The 18,806-nt window shown below is 73.6% G+C and carries 19 protein-coding genes; 6 read left to right on the top strand and 13 right to left on the bottom strand.

Translation table 11 applies throughout. The annotated features are described in order from the left end of the window. Window positions 1-39 precede the first annotated feature (39 nt). The 12 genes from IT347_11060 to IT347_11005 form a co-directional block, all read right to left on the bottom strand. Window positions 40-858 (bottom strand): YwiC-like family protein, encoded by an 819-nt coding sequence (locus IT347_11060; protein ID MCC6350115.1) that lies wholly within the window; start codon window positions 856-858, stop codon window positions 40-42. A gap of 65 nt (window positions 859-923) precedes the next feature. Then, on the bottom strand, window positions 924-1,727 hold the full coding sequence (locus tag IT347_11055) for a PASTA domain-containing protein (GenBank protein MCC6350114.1): 804 nt from the start codon (window positions 1,725-1,727) through the stop codon (window positions 924-926). Next, the gene (rsmB, locus tag IT347_11050) at window positions 1,724-3,232 is read right to left on the bottom strand and encodes a 16S rRNA (cytosine(967)-C(5))-methyltransferase RsmB (protein ID MCC6350113.1); all 1,509 of its coding nucleotides are present in this window, start codon (window positions 3,230-3,232) and stop codon (window positions 1,724-1,726) included. The genes IT347_11055 and rsmB overlap by 4 nt, the downstream gene beginning before the upstream one ends. 1,211 nt (window positions 3,233-4,443) lie before the next feature. Continuing rightward, window positions 4,444-5,379 (bottom strand): methionyl-tRNA formyltransferase, encoded by a 936-nt coding sequence (locus IT347_11045; GenBank protein MCC6350112.1) that lies wholly within the window; start codon window positions 5,377-5,379, stop codon window positions 4,444-4,446. 11 nt (window positions 5,380-5,390) lie between these two features. Next, window positions 5,391-5,942 carry a peptide deformylase gene (gene def, locus IT347_11040; protein ID MCC6350111.1) on the bottom strand — a complete coding sequence of 184 codons (552 nt, stop codon included), beginning with the start codon at window positions 5,940-5,942 and terminating at the stop codon, window positions 5,391-5,393. A 1-nt stretch (window position 5,943) separates the two neighbouring features. Next, window positions 5,944-6,291: a preprotein translocase subunit YajC gene (gene yajC / locus IT347_11035; GenBank protein MCC6350110.1), complete on the bottom strand. Its 348-nt coding sequence runs from the start codon at window positions 6,289-6,291 to the stop codon at window positions 5,944-5,946. A gap of 27 nt (window positions 6,292-6,318) precedes the next feature. Continuing rightward, window positions 6,319-7,473: a tRNA guanosine(34) transglycosylase Tgt gene (gene tgt, locus IT347_11030; GenBank protein ID MCC6350109.1), complete on the bottom strand. Its 1,155-nt coding sequence runs from the start codon at window positions 7,471-7,473 to the stop codon at window positions 6,319-6,321. Between the two features lie 174 nt (window positions 7,474-7,647). Next, window positions 7,648-8,874, bottom strand: a complete 1,227-nt coding sequence (locus IT347_11025) for a hypothetical protein (GenBank protein ID MCC6350108.1) — start codon at window positions 8,872-8,874, stop codon at window positions 7,648-7,650. A 409-nt stretch (window positions 8,875-9,283) separates the two neighbouring features. After that, complete coding sequence (locus IT347_11020) at window positions 9,284-9,931, bottom strand: Spy/CpxP family protein refolding chaperone (protein MCC6350107.1); 648 nt, start codon at window positions 9,929-9,931, stop codon at window positions 9,284-9,286. Then, the gene (locus IT347_11015; GenBank protein ID MCC6350106.1) at window positions 9,928-10,392 is read right to left on the bottom strand and encodes a hypothetical protein; all 465 of its coding nucleotides are present in this window, start codon (window positions 10,390-10,392) and stop codon (window positions 9,928-9,930) included. Before IT347_11015 ends, IT347_11020 begins: the two co-directional genes overlap by 4 nt. Beyond that, window positions 10,389-10,775, bottom strand: coding sequence for a hypothetical protein (locus IT347_11010; GenBank protein ID MCC6350105.1), 387 nt, complete (start codon window positions 10,773-10,775; stop codon window positions 10,389-10,391). The genes IT347_11015 and IT347_11010 overlap by 4 nt, the downstream gene beginning before the upstream one ends. Then, entirely contained in the window at window positions 10,772-11,317 is a 546-nt protein-coding gene (locus IT347_11005; protein ID MCC6350104.1) for a sigma-70 family RNA polymerase sigma factor, read from the bottom strand. The genes IT347_11010 and IT347_11005 overlap by 4 nt, the downstream gene beginning before the upstream one ends. A 212-nt stretch (window positions 11,318-11,529) precedes the next feature. Between IT347_11005 and acpS the strand changes: the two genes are divergently transcribed. From acpS to IT347_10975, 6 genes are all read left to right on the top strand, one after another. Next, window positions 11,530-11,904: a holo-ACP synthase gene (acpS, locus tag IT347_11000; GenBank protein ID MCC6350103.1), complete on the top strand. Its 375-nt coding sequence runs from the start codon at window positions 11,530-11,532 to the stop codon at window positions 11,902-11,904. Window positions 11,905-11,908: 4 nt separating this feature from the next. Next, window positions 11,909-13,423: an acetyl-CoA carboxylase biotin carboxylase subunit gene (locus IT347_10995; GenBank protein MCC6350102.1), complete on the top strand. Its 1,515-nt coding sequence runs from the start codon at window positions 11,909-11,911 to the stop codon at window positions 13,421-13,423. Beyond that, window positions 13,420-13,938, top strand: a complete 519-nt coding sequence (locus IT347_10990; GenBank protein MCC6350101.1) for a biotin/lipoyl-binding protein — start codon at window positions 13,420-13,422, stop codon at window positions 13,936-13,938. Before IT347_10995 ends, IT347_10990 begins: the two co-directional genes overlap by 4 nt. Beyond that, entirely contained in the window at window positions 13,935-15,608 is a 1,674-nt protein-coding gene (locus IT347_10985) for a methylmalonyl-CoA mutase (protein MCC6350100.1), read from the top strand. Before IT347_10990 ends, IT347_10985 begins: the two co-directional genes overlap by 4 nt. Then, the gene (gene mce, locus IT347_10980; GenBank protein MCC6350099.1) at window positions 15,605-16,087 is read left to right on the top strand and encodes a methylmalonyl-CoA epimerase; all 483 of its coding nucleotides are present in this window, start codon (window positions 15,605-15,607) and stop codon (window positions 16,085-16,087) included. Before IT347_10985 ends, mce begins: the two co-directional genes overlap by 4 nt. 240 nt (window positions 16,088-16,327) lie before the next feature. Further along, complete coding sequence (locus IT347_10975) at window positions 16,328-16,960, top strand: aquaporin (protein ID MCC6350098.1); 633 nt, start codon at window positions 16,328-16,330, stop codon at window positions 16,958-16,960. 136 nt (window positions 16,961-17,096) lie between these two features. On the opposite strand, the gene IT347_10970 is transcribed toward IT347_10975, so the two are convergent. Further along, on the bottom strand, window positions 17,097-18,089 hold the full coding sequence (locus IT347_10970; GenBank protein MCC6350097.1) for a hypothetical protein: 993 nt from the start codon (window positions 18,087-18,089) through the stop codon (window positions 17,097-17,099). Window positions 18,090-18,806: the final 717 nt, after the last annotated feature.

The raw sequence follows: 18,806 nt of genomic DNA, 5'->3' as shown, positions 1-18,806 counted from the left end.
GGCCGGCGCTTGCGCGGGCGCGTCGGCCGCCCGCGCGACTCAGCGCGCGGCGTGCGCCGCGAGCGCGATCAGGGCGACCAGCGCCAGACCGGCGGCCAGCTCGAACAGGCCGAGCCACACCGGGCGCCAGCGCGGCCGCCGGGGCGAGAGCATGTACGCGGCGCGCGCGGCGAGCAGGCCGTAGCCCCACGCCAGCGGGGCGCGCGTGAAGCCCGCGGCCGCGACCGCCAGGGCGAGCGCGAACGCCGCCGCGTGCAGCGCCAGCGCGAGCGCCGGGTTGGCCGGCTCGCCCTTGTCGAGCCGGAAGCGTGCGCGGACGAACGCGATCGTCGGCAGCGCGCGCAGCGCGAGCAGCGCCCAAAGCCCGAAGGCCAGCGGCGGCGAATGACCGGCCGCGAGCGCGATGCCCGCCGCGGTCCCTCCGAGCGCCAGCACCGCGAGCGTCTCGGCCGCCGCCTCGCGCGAGCGCAGGCCCAGGTCGAGCGCCAGCGCCGCCGCGGCGAGCGGAGCGGCCGTTCCCAGCGCCAGCAGCAGCGGCCCGCGCGCGAGCGCCAGCGCGCCGGCCAGCGCCGCGGCGCCCGCCACGGCGAGCACCGCGAACGTGCGCTCGGCGAGCGCGGTGCGCGGATAGCGCCGGCCACGGCGGCGGTCGCCCATGAACAGCCGCAGCGGCTGGCGCGCGAGGAATCCGGCGAGCGCCGCGAGCGCCACGCACGCGCCCGCCCACGAGGGCGCGACGATCAGGCCGAGCAGGATGGGCTCGCCGAGGAACGCCCAGCCGCCGTGCTCGGGAGGCATGACGATGCGCGTGAGCGGCGGGGCCGGCGCCGCGGGCGTGGCCGACGGGGCGTGGCTCATTTAGAAGCGCGTGCCGGCGCCGCGCACGCGGGCGAAGGGCACGCGCCCATCCTCGAGGCCGCCGCTCATCGGATCAGCCGGCCGGTCGCCTGCAGGACGATCTGCGTGTCGGTCGTGACCCGCGAGCCCGCGGGCGGCGACTGCGAAACGATCGGGCCGACGCTGGCCGCCGCGGGTGGAACGAGCACGCGAAAGCCCAGCCCTTCGAGCTGGCGACGCACGCCGCTGATCTCGCGTCCGACCAGGTCGGGCATCACGTACACCTCAGGGCCCGGGCCGGTCGAGACGAGCAGCGAGATCGCCGTGCCCCGCGGCAGCACCGTCTCGGCCGGCGGGTCGGAGCCCGCGACCAGGTCCTGGCCCACGTCCTCGCTCGGCGCGCGCGTCACCCCGCCGACGCGCAGTCCGGCACGGTCGATCAGCAGCTGCGCGCCCCGGCGCGACTCACCGAAGAGCTCCGGCACGGAGCTGAACTCCTCGCCGAGACTCGTCGTGACGAGCACGCGGCGGTTGCGCCGGACCGGCGTGTCCGGGTCGGGGTCCTGCGCGAGGATGAAGCCGCGCGGCACCGAAGGGTCGAAGCGCTCCCCCGCCCGCGACAGCTGCAGCCCCGACGCCTTCAGGGCCTGCTCGGCCTGGTCCATGGACAGGTTCTGAAGGTCGGGCACGCGCACCTCGCCGCCGCTGTGGATGAGCCGCGGCATCAGGACGCGGTTGAAGATGCCGAGCCCGACCGCGAACGCGAGCAGCGCCGCCGCGGACACCAGCAGCGTCTCGCGCAGCGGATGCCCGCGGCGCCGCTCGACGAACGGCGGCGGTCCGCCGCCGCTGCCGGCGTGCGGCTCCTCCCGCGGGGGCCGCTCGCTCACGACCGACGCAGCCTCGCGGCGAACGCGCCGTCGCAGCCGTCGCGCTGCGGCAGCACGCGCAGGAACCCCTCCGGCGTCACCACCTGCGCGGGCACCGAGCCGGCCACGCTCTCCACCCGATACTCGGGGTGCGAAGCGAGGAACGCCGCGATCACCGCGTCGGTCTCCTCGGGCTCGAAGCTGCAGACGCTGTAGACCAGCACGCCGCCGGGGCGCACCCGCCGCGCGGCCGCGTCGAGCAGCTCGAGCTGCACGGCCGACAGTTCGGCGAACGTCTCGGGCCCCTTGCGCCAGCGCGCGTCGGCGCGGCGTGCGAGCACGCCGAGCCCCGAGCACGGCGCGTCCACGAGCGCCCGGTCGAAGGGCATCGGGAACGTGTACGTGCGGCCGTCGCCGTGCACGACGTGGATCGCGTGCTGTCCCAGCCGCGCGATCGTCGCTTCGAGCGACGCCACCCGGTGCGCGTCGCGCTCCATCGCCCATACCTCGCCCTCGTCGCCGATCAGCTCGGCCAGGTGCGTGCTCTTGCCCCCCGGCGCGGCGCACAGGTCGAGCAGCCGCTCGTGCGGCTCGGGCGCGACGACGCGGCCGACGAGCGCCTCGCTCTCGTCCTGCGCCGTGCACCAGCCGCCCTTGAACGCGGCGAGGTTGCCCGGCGACTGGTGGCCTTCGACCCACACGAGGTCGGGCGAGAGCGACGCCGGTGTCGCGGTCACGCCTTCCCCGGCGAGCTTCGCGATCAACTGCTCGCGCGTGCCGCGCAGCGTGTTGACGCGCAGGCCGGTCGGCACCGTGCGGTTGTTGGCGAGCAGCAGCGCCCGCGTCTCGGCGGCTCCGAAGCGGGCGAGCCAGCGCTCGACCATCCACAGCGGGTGCGAGCCGAAGACCGCGAGCGATTCGGCGTCGTCGCCGGCGGGCCACTCGAGCGTCGCCTTTTCCTCGGCGAGCCGGCGCAGCACGCTGTTCACCAGGCCCGCCGCTCCCGGATGTCCGTACTTGTGCGCCAGCTTCACCGACTCGTCCACGGCGGCGTGGGCCGGGATGCGGTCGAGCATCAGGATCTGGTAGGCGCCCAGGCGCAGGACGTTGCGGATCCACGGCTGCACGGCCTGCAGGCCGATGTGCACGCGCGGATCCAGCGCCCAGTCGAGCCGCCCCCGCCAGCGCAGCGTGCCCTTCACCAGCTCGTGCAGCAGCGCGCGGTCGCGGACATCCTCTCCCGCGCGCTGGTGCGCGGAGTCGAGCAGCCGGTCGCTGAACGCGCTGCGCGTGTCCACCGCGTGCAGGATGCGCAGCGCCGCCTCGCGCGGGTCGCCGGGAAGCGGCGGCGCCGACTCCTCGAACGCCGTCGCGCGTGGCGCGCGGCGCGTGTGGTCCTCGACCGGCACGCCCGACACCTCGGCGCGCCGCCGCTGCCACGCCGGCGGAGTGGCCGGCGACGGCCGTCCGTCGCGTCGCCAGCGCACACGCGAATCGCGCTCGTACGCCGGACGCGAGCGGTTCACCGCGCCGTCCTGCCCGCGGTCGAAGCGCGAGGAGCGCTCGTGCTCGCCACGCTCGGGACGCTGGCCCGGACGTTCGAAGCGCGGCCGGCCGGCGGGCGCGCTCTGCTCGCGCCGCGGACGGAAGCCACGCGGCCCCGCCGCACCCTCGGTGCGCGGGCGGAACGGCCTCGGAGCCGCGCCCTCTTCGCGCGGGCGGAACGCGCGCCCTCGCGGAGCAGCGCCTTCCTCGCGCGGTCGGAACGTGCGCCCGCGCGGAGCCGCACCCTCCTCGCGTGGACGGAACGCGCGCCCGCGCGGAGCAGCGCCTTCCTCGCGCGGGCGGAACGTGCGCCCTCGCGGAGCCGCGCCCTCCTCGCGCGGACGGAACACGCGCCCTCGCGGAGCTGCGCCCTCCTCGCGTGGACGGAACGTGCGCCCGCGCGGAGCCGCGCCCTCCTCGCGCGGACGGAACACGCGCCCTCGCGGAGCAGCGCCTTCCTCGCGCGGGCGGAACGTGCGCCCTCGCGGAGCCGCGCCCTCCTCGCGTGGACGGAACGTGCGCCCTCGCGGAGCCGCGCCCTCCTCGCGCGGACGGAACGCGCGCCCGCGCGGAGCCGCGCCCTCCTCGCGTGGACGGAACGTGCGCCCTCGCGGAGCCGCGCCCTCCTCGCGCGGGCGGAACGCGCGCGGACGACCCGCACGATCCTCACGCGGCGCCGAACGCTCGAAGCGCGGCCGGCCCGTCGGTGCGCCTTCGCGGCGCGGACGGAACGAGCGCTCCCCGGCGCGCTCCCCGCGCGGCTTGTACGCCCGCGGTCCTGCGCCTTCGCCACGCGGCTTGTACGCCCGCGGTCCCGCGCCCTCGCCACGCGGCTTGTACGCCCGCGGCCCCGCGCCTTCGCCACGCGGCTTGTACGCCCGCGGCCCCGCGCCTTCGCCACGCGGCTTGTACGCCTGCGGTCCCGCGCCTTCGCCACGCGGCTTGTACGCCCGCGGTCCTGCGCCTTCGCCACGCGGCTTGTACACCCGCGGTCCCGCGCCTTCCTCGCGCGGCCGGAAGGTGCGTGCACGCGGCGGACCGCCTTCGTCACGCGAGCGGAACGAGCGCCCGCCCGGTCCGCTCTTCGGCGCGGGCCGGCCTTCGCTCCGCGGCTTGAACGGGCGCGGGCCCGCACCGGGCCCCGACGACTTCCGCGGGCCACGCGGTCCCGACTTCGGCTTCCTCGATTCGCTCACGACAGGAACTCCTTCCCGGATTGCATCCGCATGCCCTCTTCGAGGCGCGCGCCGCGCGCCCACTCCGCCGCCGGCTGCTCGCCGCGGCCCTCGGGCTTGACCTTCACCAACCTCAACGCGCCTTCGGCGCAGGCGACCACCACACCCTCGCGGTCCACGGCCCTCACTTCCCCCGGGACACCGCCCGCGCCCGCTTCGGGGCGCGACGACACGATAATCACGCGACGGCCGGCGAATCCCGCGGTCGCGCCCGGCCAGGGCGTCACCGCCCTTGCACGGTTCCAGGAGACGCGGGCCGGCAGCGTCCAGTCCACCGCGCCGTCGGACTTCCTCAGCTTCCGCGCGTACGAGCCGGCGGCGCGATCCTGCGGCGCGCGCGGCGCCCGGCCCTCGTGCGCGAGCACGCAGGTCTCGGCGAGCAGCGGCGCGCCGAGCGCGGCGAGCCGCGCCGCGAGCGTGCCGGCGTCGTCGTCGTCGTGGATCGCGGCGTCCTTCACCAGCACGACGTCGCCCGTGTCAATGCCGTCGTCCATGAACAGCGTGCACACACCCGTCCGCTCGCGGCCCTCCCACAGTGCGCGCTGGACCGGCGCCGCGCCGCGCAGATCGGGCAGCACCGAACCATGCAGGTTCACGCAGCCCGCGCGCGGCAACGCCAGCACCTCGCGGGTCAGGATCGCGCCGAAGGCCGTGACCGCGAACACGTCCGCGCGCTCGGCGGCGAGCCGTTCCCGCACCTGGGCGGCCTTCATGTCCTGCGGCTTCACGACTGGCAGCCCGCGGCCGCGCGCCGCCTCGGAGACCGCCGACTCGCGCACGGCGCGGCCGCGCCCGCTCGGGCGATCCGGCCGGGTGACGACCAGCGTCACCTCGCAGCGTTCCGCCACGGCGTGCAGCGACGGCACCGAGAACTCGGGCGTGCCCATGAACACGACGCGTGGCTTCAGAGCCGCTCCTCGGAGCGCTCCCCGGGGTGGTAGCCCTCGGGGATCTCGCCGCGCGCCAGCTCGTCGAGCTGGCGGCGCAGGAACTGCTTCTTGAGCGGCGAGAGCCGGTCCGTGAACAGCACGCCGTCGAGGTGATCGGCCTCGTGCTGCACCGCGCGCGCCAGGTAGCCCTCGACGACCCGCTCGACGGGCTTGCCGTGCTCGTCGAAGCCGCGCACGCGCACGCGTTCGGCGCGCACCACGTCCTCGTACAACCCCGGCATGGACAGGCAGCCCTCCTCGCCCGACTCCTTCCCTTCGCGCCGGTCGATCACCGGGTTCACGACCGCGAAGCGGTCGCGCAGTCCCTCGCCGATCGGCACGTCAATGATGAACACGCGCTGCGGCACGCCGACCTGGTTCGCGGCCAGGCCGACGCCGTTGTACGCGCGGGCGGTCTCGAACAGGTCGGCCACCAGCGCGCGCAGCGTGTCGTCGAACGAGGTCACCGCCCCGGCCTTCCGCCGCAGCACCGGATCGCCGTAGATGACGACGCGCCGGACGCTCACCTCACTTCACCTCGGGCTGCTTGAGGACCTGGGCGATCGCGCTGCGCACGAACTCGACCTTGACGTCGTCGTTGATCTTGAGCACCGCGCGGTTCTTGTCTATGGACACGACCGTCGCGACGATGCCGCTCGTGGTCAGCACCTTGTCGCCCTTCTGCAGTTCGCCGATCGCCTTCTCGAGCTTCTTCTTCTCCTGGCTCTGCGGGCGGATCAGCATGAAGTACATGATGGCGAACATCAGTCCGAACATGACGATCGTGGACATCGGCCCGCTGAAGAACTGCTCCAGCGGCCCGCCCGCCGCCGCACCGCCCGGGGCCTGCGCCCATGCATCCGTGACGAGGAACATCGGTTCTCTCCTTGAGGAGGAAGGGGCTTACGAGGCCGCCCGGACGAGCGTCTCGTTGCTGCGGAACTTGTCGAGGAACTCCGAGCGGAACGTCGCGTAGCGACCGTCCGCGATCGCCGTCCGCGCGCGGCGGACGAGCGAGATCATCTGGTGCACCGCGTGCACCGACGCCAGGCGCATCCCGAGCAGCTCGCCCGAGACGAACAGGTGGCGCAGGTAGGCGCGCGAGAACTTCCGGCAGGTGTCGCAGTCGCATTCGGGATCGAGCGGGCGTTCGTCGCGGGCGTAGGCGGCGTTGCGCACCACCAGCCGCCCGGTCGAGACGAACACCGTTCCGCGGCGCGCGTTCCGCGTCGGCAGCACGCAGTCCATCATGTCCACGCCGCGCGCCACCGCCTCGACCACGTCCACCGGGTGACCGACGCCCATCAGGTAGCGCGGCCGGTCCGCCGGAAACTCGGCGCAGTCGCGCTCGACCATCTCGAGCCCCAGCGTGCGGCCCTCACCCACCCACAGGCCGCCGAGCGCGTAGCCGTCGAACTCCAGCCCGCGCAGCGTCGCGAAGCAGCGCGCGCGCTCGGCCGCGTCGGTGCCGCCCTGGTTGATGCCGAACAGCGCCATGACGCCGCGGCCCTCCCCGCGCAGCCTCGCGCGCTCGTCGAGCCCGCGCCGGGCCCAGCGCAGCGTGCGGTCCACCGCTTCGCGCACCTTTTCGATCGGCGCCGGCAGCTCGATCAGCTGATCGAAGCTCATTGCGATGTCGGCGCCCAGACCGTCCTGAATGCGCATCGCGGTCTCGGGCCCGATCAGGTGCCTCGAGCCGTCGAGGTGCGAGCGGAACTCGACGCCTTCCTCGCTCACCTTGTTCAGTTCGTTCAGGCTCATCACCTGGAAGCCGCCCGAATCGGTCAGGATCGCGCCGCGCCAGCCCATGAAGCGGTGCAGCCCGCCGAGCGTGCGCACGGTGTCCACGCCCGGGCGCAGATAAAGGTGGTAGGTGTTGCCGAGCAGCACGTCGCAGCCCGCGCCCTTCAAGTCGTCGGGCGTGAGCGTCTTGACGGAGCCCACGGTGCCCACCGGCATGAAGGCCGGGGTCAGCACCTCGCCGTGCGCGGTCGTGATCCGACCCGCGCGCGCCGCGGTTCCGCCGTCGCGATGTTCGAGCTGGAAGGAGAAGGTCATGCCAGGGGGTTGAGCGGCCGCGCCCGCGGGCGCAGGGCCGTGTGCAGCGCACGTTCGTGGCCCGGACAGTAGGCGGCGGCCGAGCGCGGGGTCAAGCGACACGGACCCGCGGCGCAACCGGCGCCGCGGGCCCGCCTGTGGTCCCCCCGGACGAAGGGGGCTGTCCCCCCCGGACTATTCGACCTTCATCACGCTCGTCGAGATTTCCGCCTGGCCGATGCGGCCGCGCACGAAGTAAATGCCGGCGCGGGCGCGCGCGCCGTCGAGGCCGCGGCCGTCCCACTGGACGACGTGCGCGCCGGCGCCGAGCCGGCCGCGGGCCAGCGACGCCACGCGGCGGCCGGCGACGTCGAACACGCCCATCTCCACGTCGGCGCCGGCGGCGTCGGCGATGGTGAACGCGAGCCGGGTCGAGCCGTGGAACGGATTCGGCATCGCCACGGGCGTGAGCGCGGCGTCGAAATCCTCCGCGTCGGGCCCGAGCGCGGCCAGCACCGAGAGGTCCTCGGCTTCCACGGTTTCCGGCGGCAGCGGGCACGCGCGCGCCAGGCCGACGCCATGGCCGATCGCCCACGCTTCGCCGAAGATGCGGCGGTAGGCCGCGCGCACGGCCTTGTCCTTGAGCGAGGCGCCGCTCAGGTGGGCCAGTTCCGTTTCGGTCGCGAGCGCCCAGTCGCCGACGGTCGTCGAGCGCGAGCAGGCGCGGAAGACCGCCTCCGCGCCGAGCCCGAAGGCGGCGCCGCTGCGCCGCGACGAAGCCGACGCGCGCGCGCACAGGTTGGCGAGCACCGCCGCGTATTGACGCTGCGTGCGCTGGCGCAGGTCCATCTTCTGGCCGCGGTTGAGCACGCCGCAGAAGCCGGCGGCGCGATCCGCGAAGCCGAAGTTCGCGGAACGCTCGTCCACGCACTCTCCGACCGCGGCAAGGTCCTCGGAGCTCAGCTCGACTCCCTTCGCGCCCCCGGGCCGGCACTGGCGCGTCCACCAACTCGCCGGCATCGGGCAGGCCAGGGTGTCACGCGACGGAGGAGGCGGCGGGGGAGGCGGGGGAGGCGGGGGCGGCGGCGGCGGCGGCGGCGGCGCGACCATGCACGACTCGGGTGGCGCTGCTCTCACCTGGAACGAGCAGGGCCCCCACCAGTCGTCGCGAGCGGGGTCGTAGGTGTAGACGCGGTAGACGTCGGGCATCACCGCCACGATGCACTGGTTGCGCGAGAGCACGTTGCCCTCCGCGTCCACCCACATGTAGCCGGCGCCGGCCGGCGCGCACAGCGTGACGCTGGAGTCGGGACAGATCACGGTGCGTCCCGTGATCTCGCATTGCGCATCGGCGGCGTTCGCGAGCGCGACGCTCGCGGCCAGGACCAGCGCACCTTGCAGGGACGAACGGAGCATCGACATCTCGCAGCCTCCGGCACCGGGCGAACGGGCCCTGCCCCACGCAGGGTCCGCCGCCGGTGGACCGCGCACGCGCGCGATCGCACCGCGAGCTCACTGAAAGAAGCGCGCCACCGCGCCGATTGAGCGAATACGCCCGGAGCGGCCGTGCGGACTGCGAAGCCGCGGAACGCACGCGGTGAAATGGCGCAGTGCAATCCGGGATCGTGCTTTCGTGAAATCCGCCTCGGGGCCAACGCGCGCAGCGCCGCGCGCCCGCGCGCAAGGCCCCAGCGCGAATCGCGCGGCCCCGCCGTGCGGGATGCGCGTCGCCGGCCGGACACGAGCCGCGAGCAGACGCGATCGGCGCAGGGGCGCCTCGCCCCTGCGCCGTTCCACGCCGTCCGGCCGCGCGCGGACCACGCCCGCCGGGTCAGTCCGACCGCGGTGCGCCTCCGCCCGGCTCGCCCTGCGACCTCAAGCGCTCATCCCGCATGCCGCCCGCACCGCGTTCGCGCAGTTGCTGCCGTTGCCCGGGAGTGAGCACGGACCTCGCTTCGAGCATCGTCGCGACGCGGCTCTTCTGCAGATCGGCGCGCATCCGCGAGATCCGGTCGATCTGTGAGTTGATGGCGGGGCCGCTGGGCGTCCCGGCGCGCAGGAGCTTCCTCAGGTCGAGCCGCGCGATCTGCAGGTCGGCGCGCGCCTGGATCGCCCTGCGCTGCTGGCGGTCGCGGAGGTCGGCCAGCTTCGTGCGCTGCGCCTCGGTCAAATCGAGCGTCGCGAAGGCGCCGATTCCACCTCGATGCATGCGCATTCCACGGCCCATGCCGCGACGATCCGTGCGTTCGCGGATCACGACGCGCCGCGGGGCCCCGCCCGGGTCCGAGGCGAGCAGACCCAGGTCGTCGCGGCTCTCGCGTCGCACCTCGGCCGGCGCGTCCCCGTCCCTGCGCTCGACGCGTACGATCTTCTCCCGGGCTTGCGCGGCCGCCGGGTTCGCGGCGGCGGTGAGGCACGCGCCCAGCGCGAGCGCGAGCCCGGCCGCGAGGCGCAGCGAAGCGGTCACCTGATCTTTCATGGTTGGCCTCCTTCGGAGCGTGGTGGCGTGTGGATCTCGCGGTCGCGCGAGCCTCGTGAGTCTTCGTGACTTCGCCGCCGTGCCTCGAGCCGGCGCCAGCGATCGCGCTGTTCGGGCGTCAGGATGCGTTCGATGCGTGCGCGCAGGCTGTCGCGCGCCGCGCCCATCGAGCGGTGCGCCTCCTCGACCAGCGGTTCGATCCGCGCGACCTGCGCGTCCGTCAACTCCAGCGCCTCGCGCAGTCGCGGCATCACCAGCGTGCGGCGTATCACCCGCCGCCCGCGTTCGCCGCCGGGCACACCGAAATCGCCGCGGCCGCGCATGCCGGGCGCGCGACCTGCCTCGAGCCATGCCGGTGCGCGGTGGAAGCGCCACGACATCAGGAGGCCCGAAACCAGCCCGAGCGAGCCGCCGATCAGGAACGTCGCGACGAGCGCGAGGATGATGGCCGGCCGGTTCACCGGGACACCCCGCCGCTGTCGCCGCGTGCGCCGCTGTTCGCCGCACCGCCTGCGGGGACGTCGCCCGCCGCGACCGGCAGGCCCAGATCCTCCTCGCCCACCAGCGTCGAGATCAGGTTCGTCTCGGTCGTTCCGGCGGTGGCGCTCGCGCTGCGTGAGATCACGAACGTACCCGTCAGGCACGCCACGAACAGCGCCCCCGCGCCCGCGAGCACCACCGGCCGCGCCAGCCACAGGGCGATGCCGGGTGTGCGCTCGCTCGCGCGGATACGGGCGAAGGCGCGCGCGAGCACCGCGGGGTCGGAATTGGCGCGCGTCGCGCCGATCAGCTTCGCGAGCCGCGCTTCGCGCCGGGCCTCGTCGGGTCGTTCGTCGTTCGTCATCGGGGAAAACCCTCCAGCGACTGGCGGAGCACGGCGAGCGCGCGCGAGAGCCGCGACTTCACCGTGCCCTCGGGCACTCCCAGCGCCTCGGCCATCTCGGAATGCGAAAGTCCGAGGCGGTGGCGCATCACCACGGCTTCGCGCTGGTCGGCCGGCAGCGCGGCGATCGCGCGCTCGAGCTCGCGGGCCAGCACGCGCTGATCCATCGCTCCATCCCAGTCTTCGACCGGGTCGAAGCCGAGCCCGGCGGGCTCCAGATCCTCAACGGTGCCCGCGACGAACTTGCGGCGGCGCAGCCGGTCGCGGCACAGGTTGGCGGTAATTCGCAGCACCCAGGTGCGCAGGCCCCGCTCGCCGCGGAACGCGGCCGCGCCGGCGTGGATGCGCAGCAGCGCGTCCTCGACGACGTCGTCCGCTTCGGCGCGGTTGCGCAGCATGCTGGCCGCGAGGGTGGTCATGGAGTCTCCGTAGCGCCGGAAGACCTCCCCCAGCGCCTCGAGGTCGCGGGCCCGCAAACGCGCGATCAGATCCTGTTCGTCCATGTCGGCCAGAGCGCGTGCCCGCCTTTCGAGGGGATGGACGAACCACTCCCGCCGGAGTTCCCCGCCGCGTGCGTGCGGGCCGGTGAACACCCGACTGTAGTCCGTCTCCTGCGGCACCCGCGAGGGCTTTGACCCCCGCGCGGCGGCCCGCGTAGAGTCCGACGGCTCCGAGAGCATCTGATTTCGGACCAACCCGGAGGCGGCCCGTGGCCGTGCGAGGCATCGGCGTGGACATCTGCAGGGTGGAACGCATCGCCGACTCGCTCCGCCGCTTCGGCGAGCGGATGGAAAAGCGCCTGTTCACGCCCGGCGAGCAGGCGTACTGCAAGCACTTCGCCGACCCCGCGCCGCACCTGGCGGCGCGCTTCGCGGCCAAGGAGGCGGCGTCGAAGGCGCTCGGGACGGGCATGGCGGGCGGCGTCGGCTGGACGCAGATCGAGGTCGTGCAGCCGGGCGGCCGGGTGCCGACGCTGCGCTTCTCGGGTGTCGCGCTCGAGCGCTTCACCGCCCTGGGCGCGACGGCCTCGCACCTCACGCTCTCGCACGACGGCGGCTTCGCGGTCGCCTGCGTGGTGCTGGAGGGCTGAGGCGATGGCGAAGCGCCTCCAGCGCGTGCTGATCGCCAACCGCGGCGAGATCGCGGTGCGCGTCATTCGCACGCTGCGCGAGCTGGAACGCCGCTCGCTGGCGATCTTCAGCGACCCCGACCGCACCGCGCTGCACGTGCTGATGGCCGACGAGGCCTACCCCGTCGGGCCCGGCCCCTCGCGCGAGAGCTACCTGAACCTGGAGCGCGTGCTCGAGACGGCGAAGCGCGTGAAGGCCGACGCGATCCATCCCGGCTACGGGTTCTTCGCCGAAAACGCGGGGTTCGCCCAGGCCTGCGCCGACGCCGGCATCGCCTTCCTCGGGCCGAGCCCGAAGACGATCGCCGCCCTCGGCGACAAGCTCATGGCCCGCGAGGCAGCGGTGCGCGCGGGCGTGCCGGTGATTCCAGGCTCGCCGGGACCGGTCGGCTCGCTGGCCGAGGTGAAGTCCTTCGCGAAGAGCATCGGCTACCCGCTCATGCTCAAGGCCGCCGCCGGCGGCGGCGGCAAGGGCATGCGCGTCGTGCGCGGCGACGCCGAACTGGACGCCGCCTGGGAGCTGACGCGCGGAGAGGCGAAGGCCGCCTTCGGCGACGACCGCGTGTTCGTCGAGCGCTTCATCGAGCGCCCGCGGCACGTCGAGGCGCAGATCCTCGCCGACTCCGGCGGTCGGGTCGTGTTCCTCGGCGAGCGCGAGTGTTCGGTCCAGCGCCGTCACCAGAAGCTGCTGGAGGAGACGCCGAGCCCGGCGTTCGACGCGAAGACGCGCGCCGAGTTCGGCGCCGCCGCGTGCCGGGTCGCTAGGGAAGTCGGCTACCTGTCGGCGGGCACGGTCGAGTTCATCCTCGACGAGCAGGGGCGCTTCTACTTCCTCGAAGTCAACACGCGCCTGCAGGTCGAGCATCCCGTCACCGAGATGGTCACGGGCCTCGACCTCGTCGCCGAGCAGATCCGCGTGGCCGAGGGCCTGCCGCTTTCCTTCGGAGACGAACCGCCCGCGCCGCGCGGCTGGTCCATGGAGACGCGCATCATCGCCGAGGATCCGGCTCGCAACTTCATGCCGAGCGTGGGCCGCATCGAGCGCGTGCGCTTTCCGCAGGGCCCCGGCGTGCGCACCGACGGCGGCGTTTATCGCGGCTACGACATTCCGCTCTTCTACGATTCGCTGCTCGCCAAGCTCGTCACCTGGGGACGCGACCGCGACGAGGCGCGGCGCCGCATGCTGCGCGCGCTCGGCGAGATCGTGCTCGACGGCCCGCGCCACAACGTCGGGTTCCACAAGTGGCTGTGCGCCCACCCCGAGTTCGCGGCCGGGCGCCTGTCAACCCGCTTCCTCGAGGAGCACTTCACGCCCGCGGTGCTGCACGCGGGGCCGGAGATGAACGAGGTGGCCTTGCTCGCCGCGGCCCTGCACGCGCACGAGGAGCGCCAGCGCGTCGCGGTGGTGCGCCGCGAGGGCAACCGCTCGGGCGATTCGTCGGTCTGGAAGTGGCGCGGCCGCGAGCGGGGCGGACGATGAAGGTCTGGGTCACGCTCGACGGCCACGACGCCGAGGTCGAGTTCACGACGCTCGGCGAACGCCTGGTGCTCGAGGTCGAGGGCCGCAAGCTCGACGCGGATTTCGTGCGCCTGCCCGACGGCCGCGTCTGGTCGCTGCTGGTGGACGGCCGCTCGTACGAGGTGTGCGTCGTCGGGGAGGAGGGCGGCCTGCGCGTCACCTGGCAGAACCAGACGGTGCCGGTCGAGGCGCGGCATCCGCTCGAGAAGATGCTCAGTCAGCAGGGCGCCGCGCGAGCGAAGACCGCGGGCGAGACCGTCACCGCGCCGATGCCCGGCGCGGTGGTCGCGATTCGCGTCCGGCCCGGCGATCCGGTTCACGCCGGCCAGGCCGTGGTCGTGCTCGAGGCGATGAAGATGCAGAACGAGCTGACCGCTCACGCGGACGGCGTCGTCTCCGAGGTGCTGGTCGCCGAGAAGGCGGCCGTCGGCGCGGGCCAGGTGCTCGTGCGCATCAAGCCCGGGAGCGCGGCGTGAAGCGCGCGGCGCGGCGCGGGTCTTCTCGCGCGGGCCGCAAGCCCGCCCGGCGCCCGGCGCGGAAGCGCGCGGCGGGCCCGCAGCCCGACGTCGCGCCGCGGGCGACCCCGAGCGGCATCGGCGTGAAGCCGGTCTACCACCCCGCCGACCTGCCCGCCGACCTCGACGCGCGCACGCCGCCGCCCGGCGAGCCGCCCTACACGCGCGGCATCCATCCGGGCATGTATCGCTCGCGCCTGTGGACGATGCGCCAGTACGCCGGCTTCGGCAGCGCCGCCCAGACCAACGAGCGCTTCCGTTTCCTGCTCGCGCAGGGCCAGACCGGACTGTCGGTGGCCTTCGACCTGCCCACGCAGATGGGCTACGACAGCGACCACGCGCTCGCGCGCGGCGAGGTCGGCAAGGTCGGCGTCGCGATCTCGTGTCTCGCCGACATGGAGGCGCTGCTCGACGGCCTCCCGCTCGATCGCGTGACCACGTCCATGACGATCAACGCCACCGCCCCGCTGCTGCTGGCGTTCTACGTCGCGGTCGCCGACGCGCGCGGCACGCCGCGCGCGAAGCTCGGCGGGACCGTGCAGAACGACGTGCTCAAGGAGTACATCGCCCGCGGCACGTACATCTATCCGCCCGCGGCGTCGCTGCGGCTCATCACCGACGTGTTCGAGTTCACCGCCCGCGAGACGCCGCAGTGGAACTCGATTTCGGTGAGCGGCTACCACATGCGCGAGGCCGGCGCGACGGCCGTGCAGGAGCTGGCGTTCACGCTCGCCGACGGGCTCGCCTATCTGGAGGCCGCGCGGACCCGCGGCCTCGACCTCGCGCGCATCGCGAAGCGCATGTCGTTCTTCTTCAACGCCCACAACCACCTGTTCGAGGAGGTCGCGAAGTTCCGCGCCGCGCGCAGGATGTGGGCCGGGCTGCTCGCCGAACGCTTCGGCCTGACCGACCCGGAGGCCGCGAAGCTGCGCTTCCACACGCAGACCGCCGGCTCGATGCTGACCGCGCAGCAGCCCGACAACAACGTCGTGCGCGTGACGCTGCAGGCCCTCGCCGCGGTGCTCGGCGGCACGCAGTCGCTGCACACCAACAGTTTCGACGAGGCGCTCGGGCTGCCCTCGCGGGAGTCGGCGCTGCTCGCGCTGCGCACCCAGCAGGTGATCGCGCACGAGAGCGGCGCGACCGACGCCGTGGACCCGCTCGCCGGTTCGTACTTCGTCGAGGCGCTGACCGCCGATCTCGAGGCGCGCGCGCGCGTCCTGCTGGAGCGCGTGGACGCCCTCGGCGGCATGCTCGAGGCCATCGCCTCGGGCTGGGCGCAGGAGCAGATCCACCTCGCAGCCTACCAGTGGCAGCGCGACGTCGAAAGCGGTGCGCGCGTGGTGGTCGGCGTCAACCGCTACGCCGACGGGGCGCCGGTGCCGGCGCCGCCGTTCTCGCAGGACCCCCGCGTCGAGTCCGAACGCGCGGCCTTCCTCGGCCAGTGGCGCGCCGCGCGCGACCGCGCGGCCAGCGGCGCCGCACTCGCGCGCGTGACCGAGACGGCACGCGGCACCGGCAATCTCGTCCCGCCGATCCTCGCGGCGCTCGTCGCGCGCGCGACGCTCGGCGAGGTCTGCGACGCGATGCGCGACGTGTTCGGCGTGCATCACCCGGGAGAGCGGATATGAGCGGCCACGGGATCCCCAGGAGCCCGGAAGGCGCCGCGGCGGGCGGCGCCACCGGGCCCGATCGCGCCGCGGTTCAGGCGCTCTCGCACATCGCGATCGCGACGGCCGACGCCGAGGCGCTCGCTTCGACCCTGGTCGCCGCGCTCGGCGGCACCCGCGGCGCCGAGGAGGTGCTCGACGGCGGAACCCTGCGCGTGCTGTTCGTGCACCTTGGGCCGGTCACGTTCGAGCTGCTCCAGCCGCTCGACGACTCGCACACGGTCGCGAGGTTCCTGCGCGAGCGCGGGCCCGGTCTGCACCACGTGAGCCTCGAGGTCGCCGACCTGGCCGCGCGGCTCGCCGCCGCGAAGGCCTCCGGCGCGCGGCTCGTGGACGAAGCGCCTCGACCCGGCGCGCACGGCTCGAGCGTCGCGTTCCTGCACCCGAAGAGCTTTGGCGGCGTGCTGATCGAGCTGTGCGGGGCGAAACGCCAGACCTGATCACCGCCGTGGCGGTCCGCCCGCCGTGCGGCTCAACCGCCGCTTCGGGCACCGGGATGTCCCCGCCCGCGCGGGCGGCCATTTCCGTTGACTTCCGCCCGTCGCCGATGGTCCGATGTCGCGGTCGTCCGGGAGTCCGCCGCCCTTCCGCTCGTCCTCTCTTGCCCTCGCGCCGGACACCCGCCGTGCCGCACACGTGGAGCCGGGTGATTCCGGGCCCGCCCGCAAGGGGAGGAACAGATGCGCGAATACCTGACCGAGACGATCGGCACCTTCTTTCTCGTCCTCACGGTCTGCCTGAGCGTTCTCGGCAATCAACCGCTGGCGCCGCTCGCGATCGGCGCCTCGCTCATGGTCATGGTCTACATGGGCGGCCACATCTCGGGCGGCCACTACAACCCCGCCGTCTCGCTGGCCGTCGCCCTGCGCGGCAAGCTGCCGATGAAGCAGCTCCTGCCCTACTGGTTCTTCCAGATGGTCGGGGCGGTGCTCGCCGCGCTCGTCTCGCGCGTCGTCATGAACCAGACCATGCACTTCTTCCCTTCGCCCTCGGCGACGATCAGCGAGTCGCTGCTCGTCGAGTTCCTGTTCACGTTCGCGCTGTGCCTGGTCGTGCTGCAGACCGCGACCTCGGCGAAGACACAGGGGAACTCGTACTACGGGCTGGCCATCGGCTTCACGGTCACGTTCGGCGCGGTCGCCGGCGGCGGCATCTCGGGCGGCGCCTTCAACCCGGCCGTCGCGCTCGGGCCGATCCTCGTGGACGCGACGCTCGCCCGCGGCCCGTTCCATCTCGCCTGGATCTACCTCGTCGGCCCGCTCCTCGGCGGCGTGGTGGCCGCGTGGGCCTTCAAGTCGCAGGGCAACGAGTGAGCGGCTCGCGCGCGGGCGCATCGGCGCGTTGCCGCTGAACGCTTCGGGCCCCGCGCTGCGCGGGGCCCGAAGTTTACTTTCGAAGGTTCGCCACCCCCGGCGCCGGCGCGCGCGCGAGGCCGCACCCGCGAGACTCTCAAGGCGTCACGACGTCGCCGGCCTTCTTCCCGATCGCGCTGCCCAGGCGCCCGCCGATGTACTGACCGGCCGCGGCGCCGAGCGGTCCGCCGAGCGCTCCGCCAAAGGCCGAGCCGAGTTGCGAGCCCATGCTCTGCCCCATGCCCTGCGCCATTCCGGACATCATGCCCCGTGCCATGCCGCCCATGCCCTTCATCTTCCGCATCTGCGCGGCCATCTCGTCCATGTCTTCCAGTTTGTAGCCCTTGGGAACCTCGAACAGCTTCGCGCTCTGCGGTCCCTCGGCGTAGTTCCGCCATTCGATCGTCGAGACCTTGCCGTCCACGCCGCCCTGCATGCGCAGGGGCCGGCCCGAGGCCTTGTCGAACCAGGCCAGCACGTCGCCATCACTGGAGATCAGGCGCAGCTTGCGCGCCGCGATGCCCTGGACCGTGTCGTCTCCCAGGTCTTCGGCTTTCATCTCCGGAGCCGGCGCCTCGCCGGACTCTCCGGCCGACTTCGCCTCCATCGTGCTCATCCTGCCGCCCATCATTTCGTCCATCGAGGCGCGCGACTGCTTGACGGCCTGCTTTCGATCGGGCACGAGCGTGTAGAACGTCCCGCGTTCGTCGCCCGTTTCGATCATGATCATGTTCTGGCCGTCCATGGTCATGTCGGTCCGAACCCGCGGACCCTCGACCGCGCGCTTCATCGTGTAGGTCTTGCCCTCGGCGCTGACGACGAGGTCCTCGCTGTACGCGGCCGGCTGCTGGTAGCGCGGCAGACCGAGCCGCTGCCAGAGCGCTTCAGGAGTCGTCGCGCCGCCCGTGGCGGCCGTCGCCCCGCCCTTCACCGCCACAGGCGCAGCCTTGCCGCCCGCGGTCGCATCAGGCGACGCTGTGCCGCTCCAGGCGGCCGTCGCCGGAGTAACGAACGCCGCCCCGGCAAGCAGGGCGGTCCAGAGTCCCGGAGCGATCCGGTGACGGAATCCAGACCCGCGAGCTTCTCGCATCCTCGACCTCCCCCCGTGCCCGCGAGGAACGCATGGCCCCGCGGACCGCGACCCGCGCCGGGCAAGCGCGGCGACTCCGCGCCCTGCCCCCGGTGCGCGGCGGGATGCTAGCCCGACCTATTCATGAACCGTGAGCCGAAAGTGACGGATGCCCGTGAAGCGCAAGGAGCAGGGCTGGCCAGCGGCGCAGTCGTGTCGGTGACACGTCGAGGAAGCTGGCCAGCCCTGCGACGCAGCGATTCGCGGGCATCCGTCACTTGCAGGCCATGGGCTCATGAATAGGTCGGGCTAGACCCCGGGGGAGGGAGACTCCAGCCGAAGCCTCGGCGTCGCCCGCCAGCGCACGCTGACGGCCTCACGCTCGGATGCGCTCCGAATCCCCTCCACGTCCCCAGGAGACATTGAAAACCATCTTCTGGAGCCAGGACTTCAGGAAGGAATCATCTTGCCCCTCCTCAGCCGGTTGACTACGGTTTCCACGCGCGCCCCCGACGCGAGTTCGGCCACGACTACGCCGACAGCCGGCGGAGCCACCACCGAGTCTCCAGGCTGAGGAGCCGGAAATGAAATCGTTCGCCCTCACGTGCGCCGCGTGTCTGGTTCTCCTATCCCCCCCCCCCCCCGTGGCCGCAGCCGATCCACCCGGCGCGGTGACCACTCTTGCCATCACCACTGGGCGGTGGACCGCCGCCGCCGTCTTCTCCGCCCCAACTGGCG

It is taken from the genome of Candidatus Eisenbacteria bacterium (assembly GCA_020847735.1).
Lineage (GTDB): Bacteria > Eisenbacteria > RBG-16-71-46 > RBG-16-71-46 > RBG-16-71-46 > CAIXRL01.
This window is presented reverse-complemented; position numbering and strand designations above follow the sequence as displayed.

Coding starts and splice junctions, on each gene's coding strand:
- IT347_11060 (MCC6350115.1), bottom strand. CDS start 858: ATGAGCCACGCCCCGTCGGCCACGCCCGCGGCGCCGGCCCCGCCGCTC.
- yajC (MCC6350110.1), bottom strand. CDS start 6,291: ATGTTCCTCGTCACGGATGCATGGGCGCAGGCCCCGGGCGGTGCGGCG.
- tgt (MCC6350109.1), bottom strand. CDS start 7,473: ATGACCTTCTCCTTCCAGCTCGAACATCGCGACGGCGGAACCGCGGCG.
- IT347_11025 (MCC6350108.1), bottom strand. CDS start 8,874: ATGTCGATGCTCCGTTCGTCCCTGCAAGGTGCGCTGGTCCTGGCCGCG.
- IT347_11020 (MCC6350107.1), bottom strand. CDS start 9,931: ATGAAAGATCAGGTGACCGCTTCGCTGCGCCTCGCGGCCGGGCTCGCG.
- IT347_11010 (MCC6350105.1), bottom strand. CDS start 10,775: ATGACGAACGACGAACGACCCGACGAGGCCCGGCGCGAAGCGCGGCTC.
- IT347_11005 (MCC6350104.1), bottom strand. CDS start 11,317: ATGGACGAACAGGATCTGATCGCGCGTTTGCGGGCCCGCGACCTCGAG.
- IT347_10995 (MCC6350102.1), top strand. CDS start 11,909: ATGGCGAAGCGCCTCCAGCGCGTGCTGATCGCCAACCGCGGCGAGATC.
- IT347_10990 (MCC6350101.1), top strand. CDS start 13,420: ATGAAGGTCTGGGTCACGCTCGACGGCCACGACGCCGAGGTCGAGTTC.
- mce (MCC6350099.1), top strand. CDS start 15,605: ATGAGCGGCCACGGGATCCCCAGGAGCCCGGAAGGCGCCGCGGCGGGC.
- IT347_10975 (MCC6350098.1), top strand. CDS start 16,328: ATGCGCGAATACCTGACCGAGACGATCGGCACCTTCTTTCTCGTCCTC.
- IT347_10970 (MCC6350097.1), bottom strand. CDS start 18,089: ATGCGAGAAGCTCGCGGGTCTGGATTCCGTCACCGGATCGCTCCGGGA.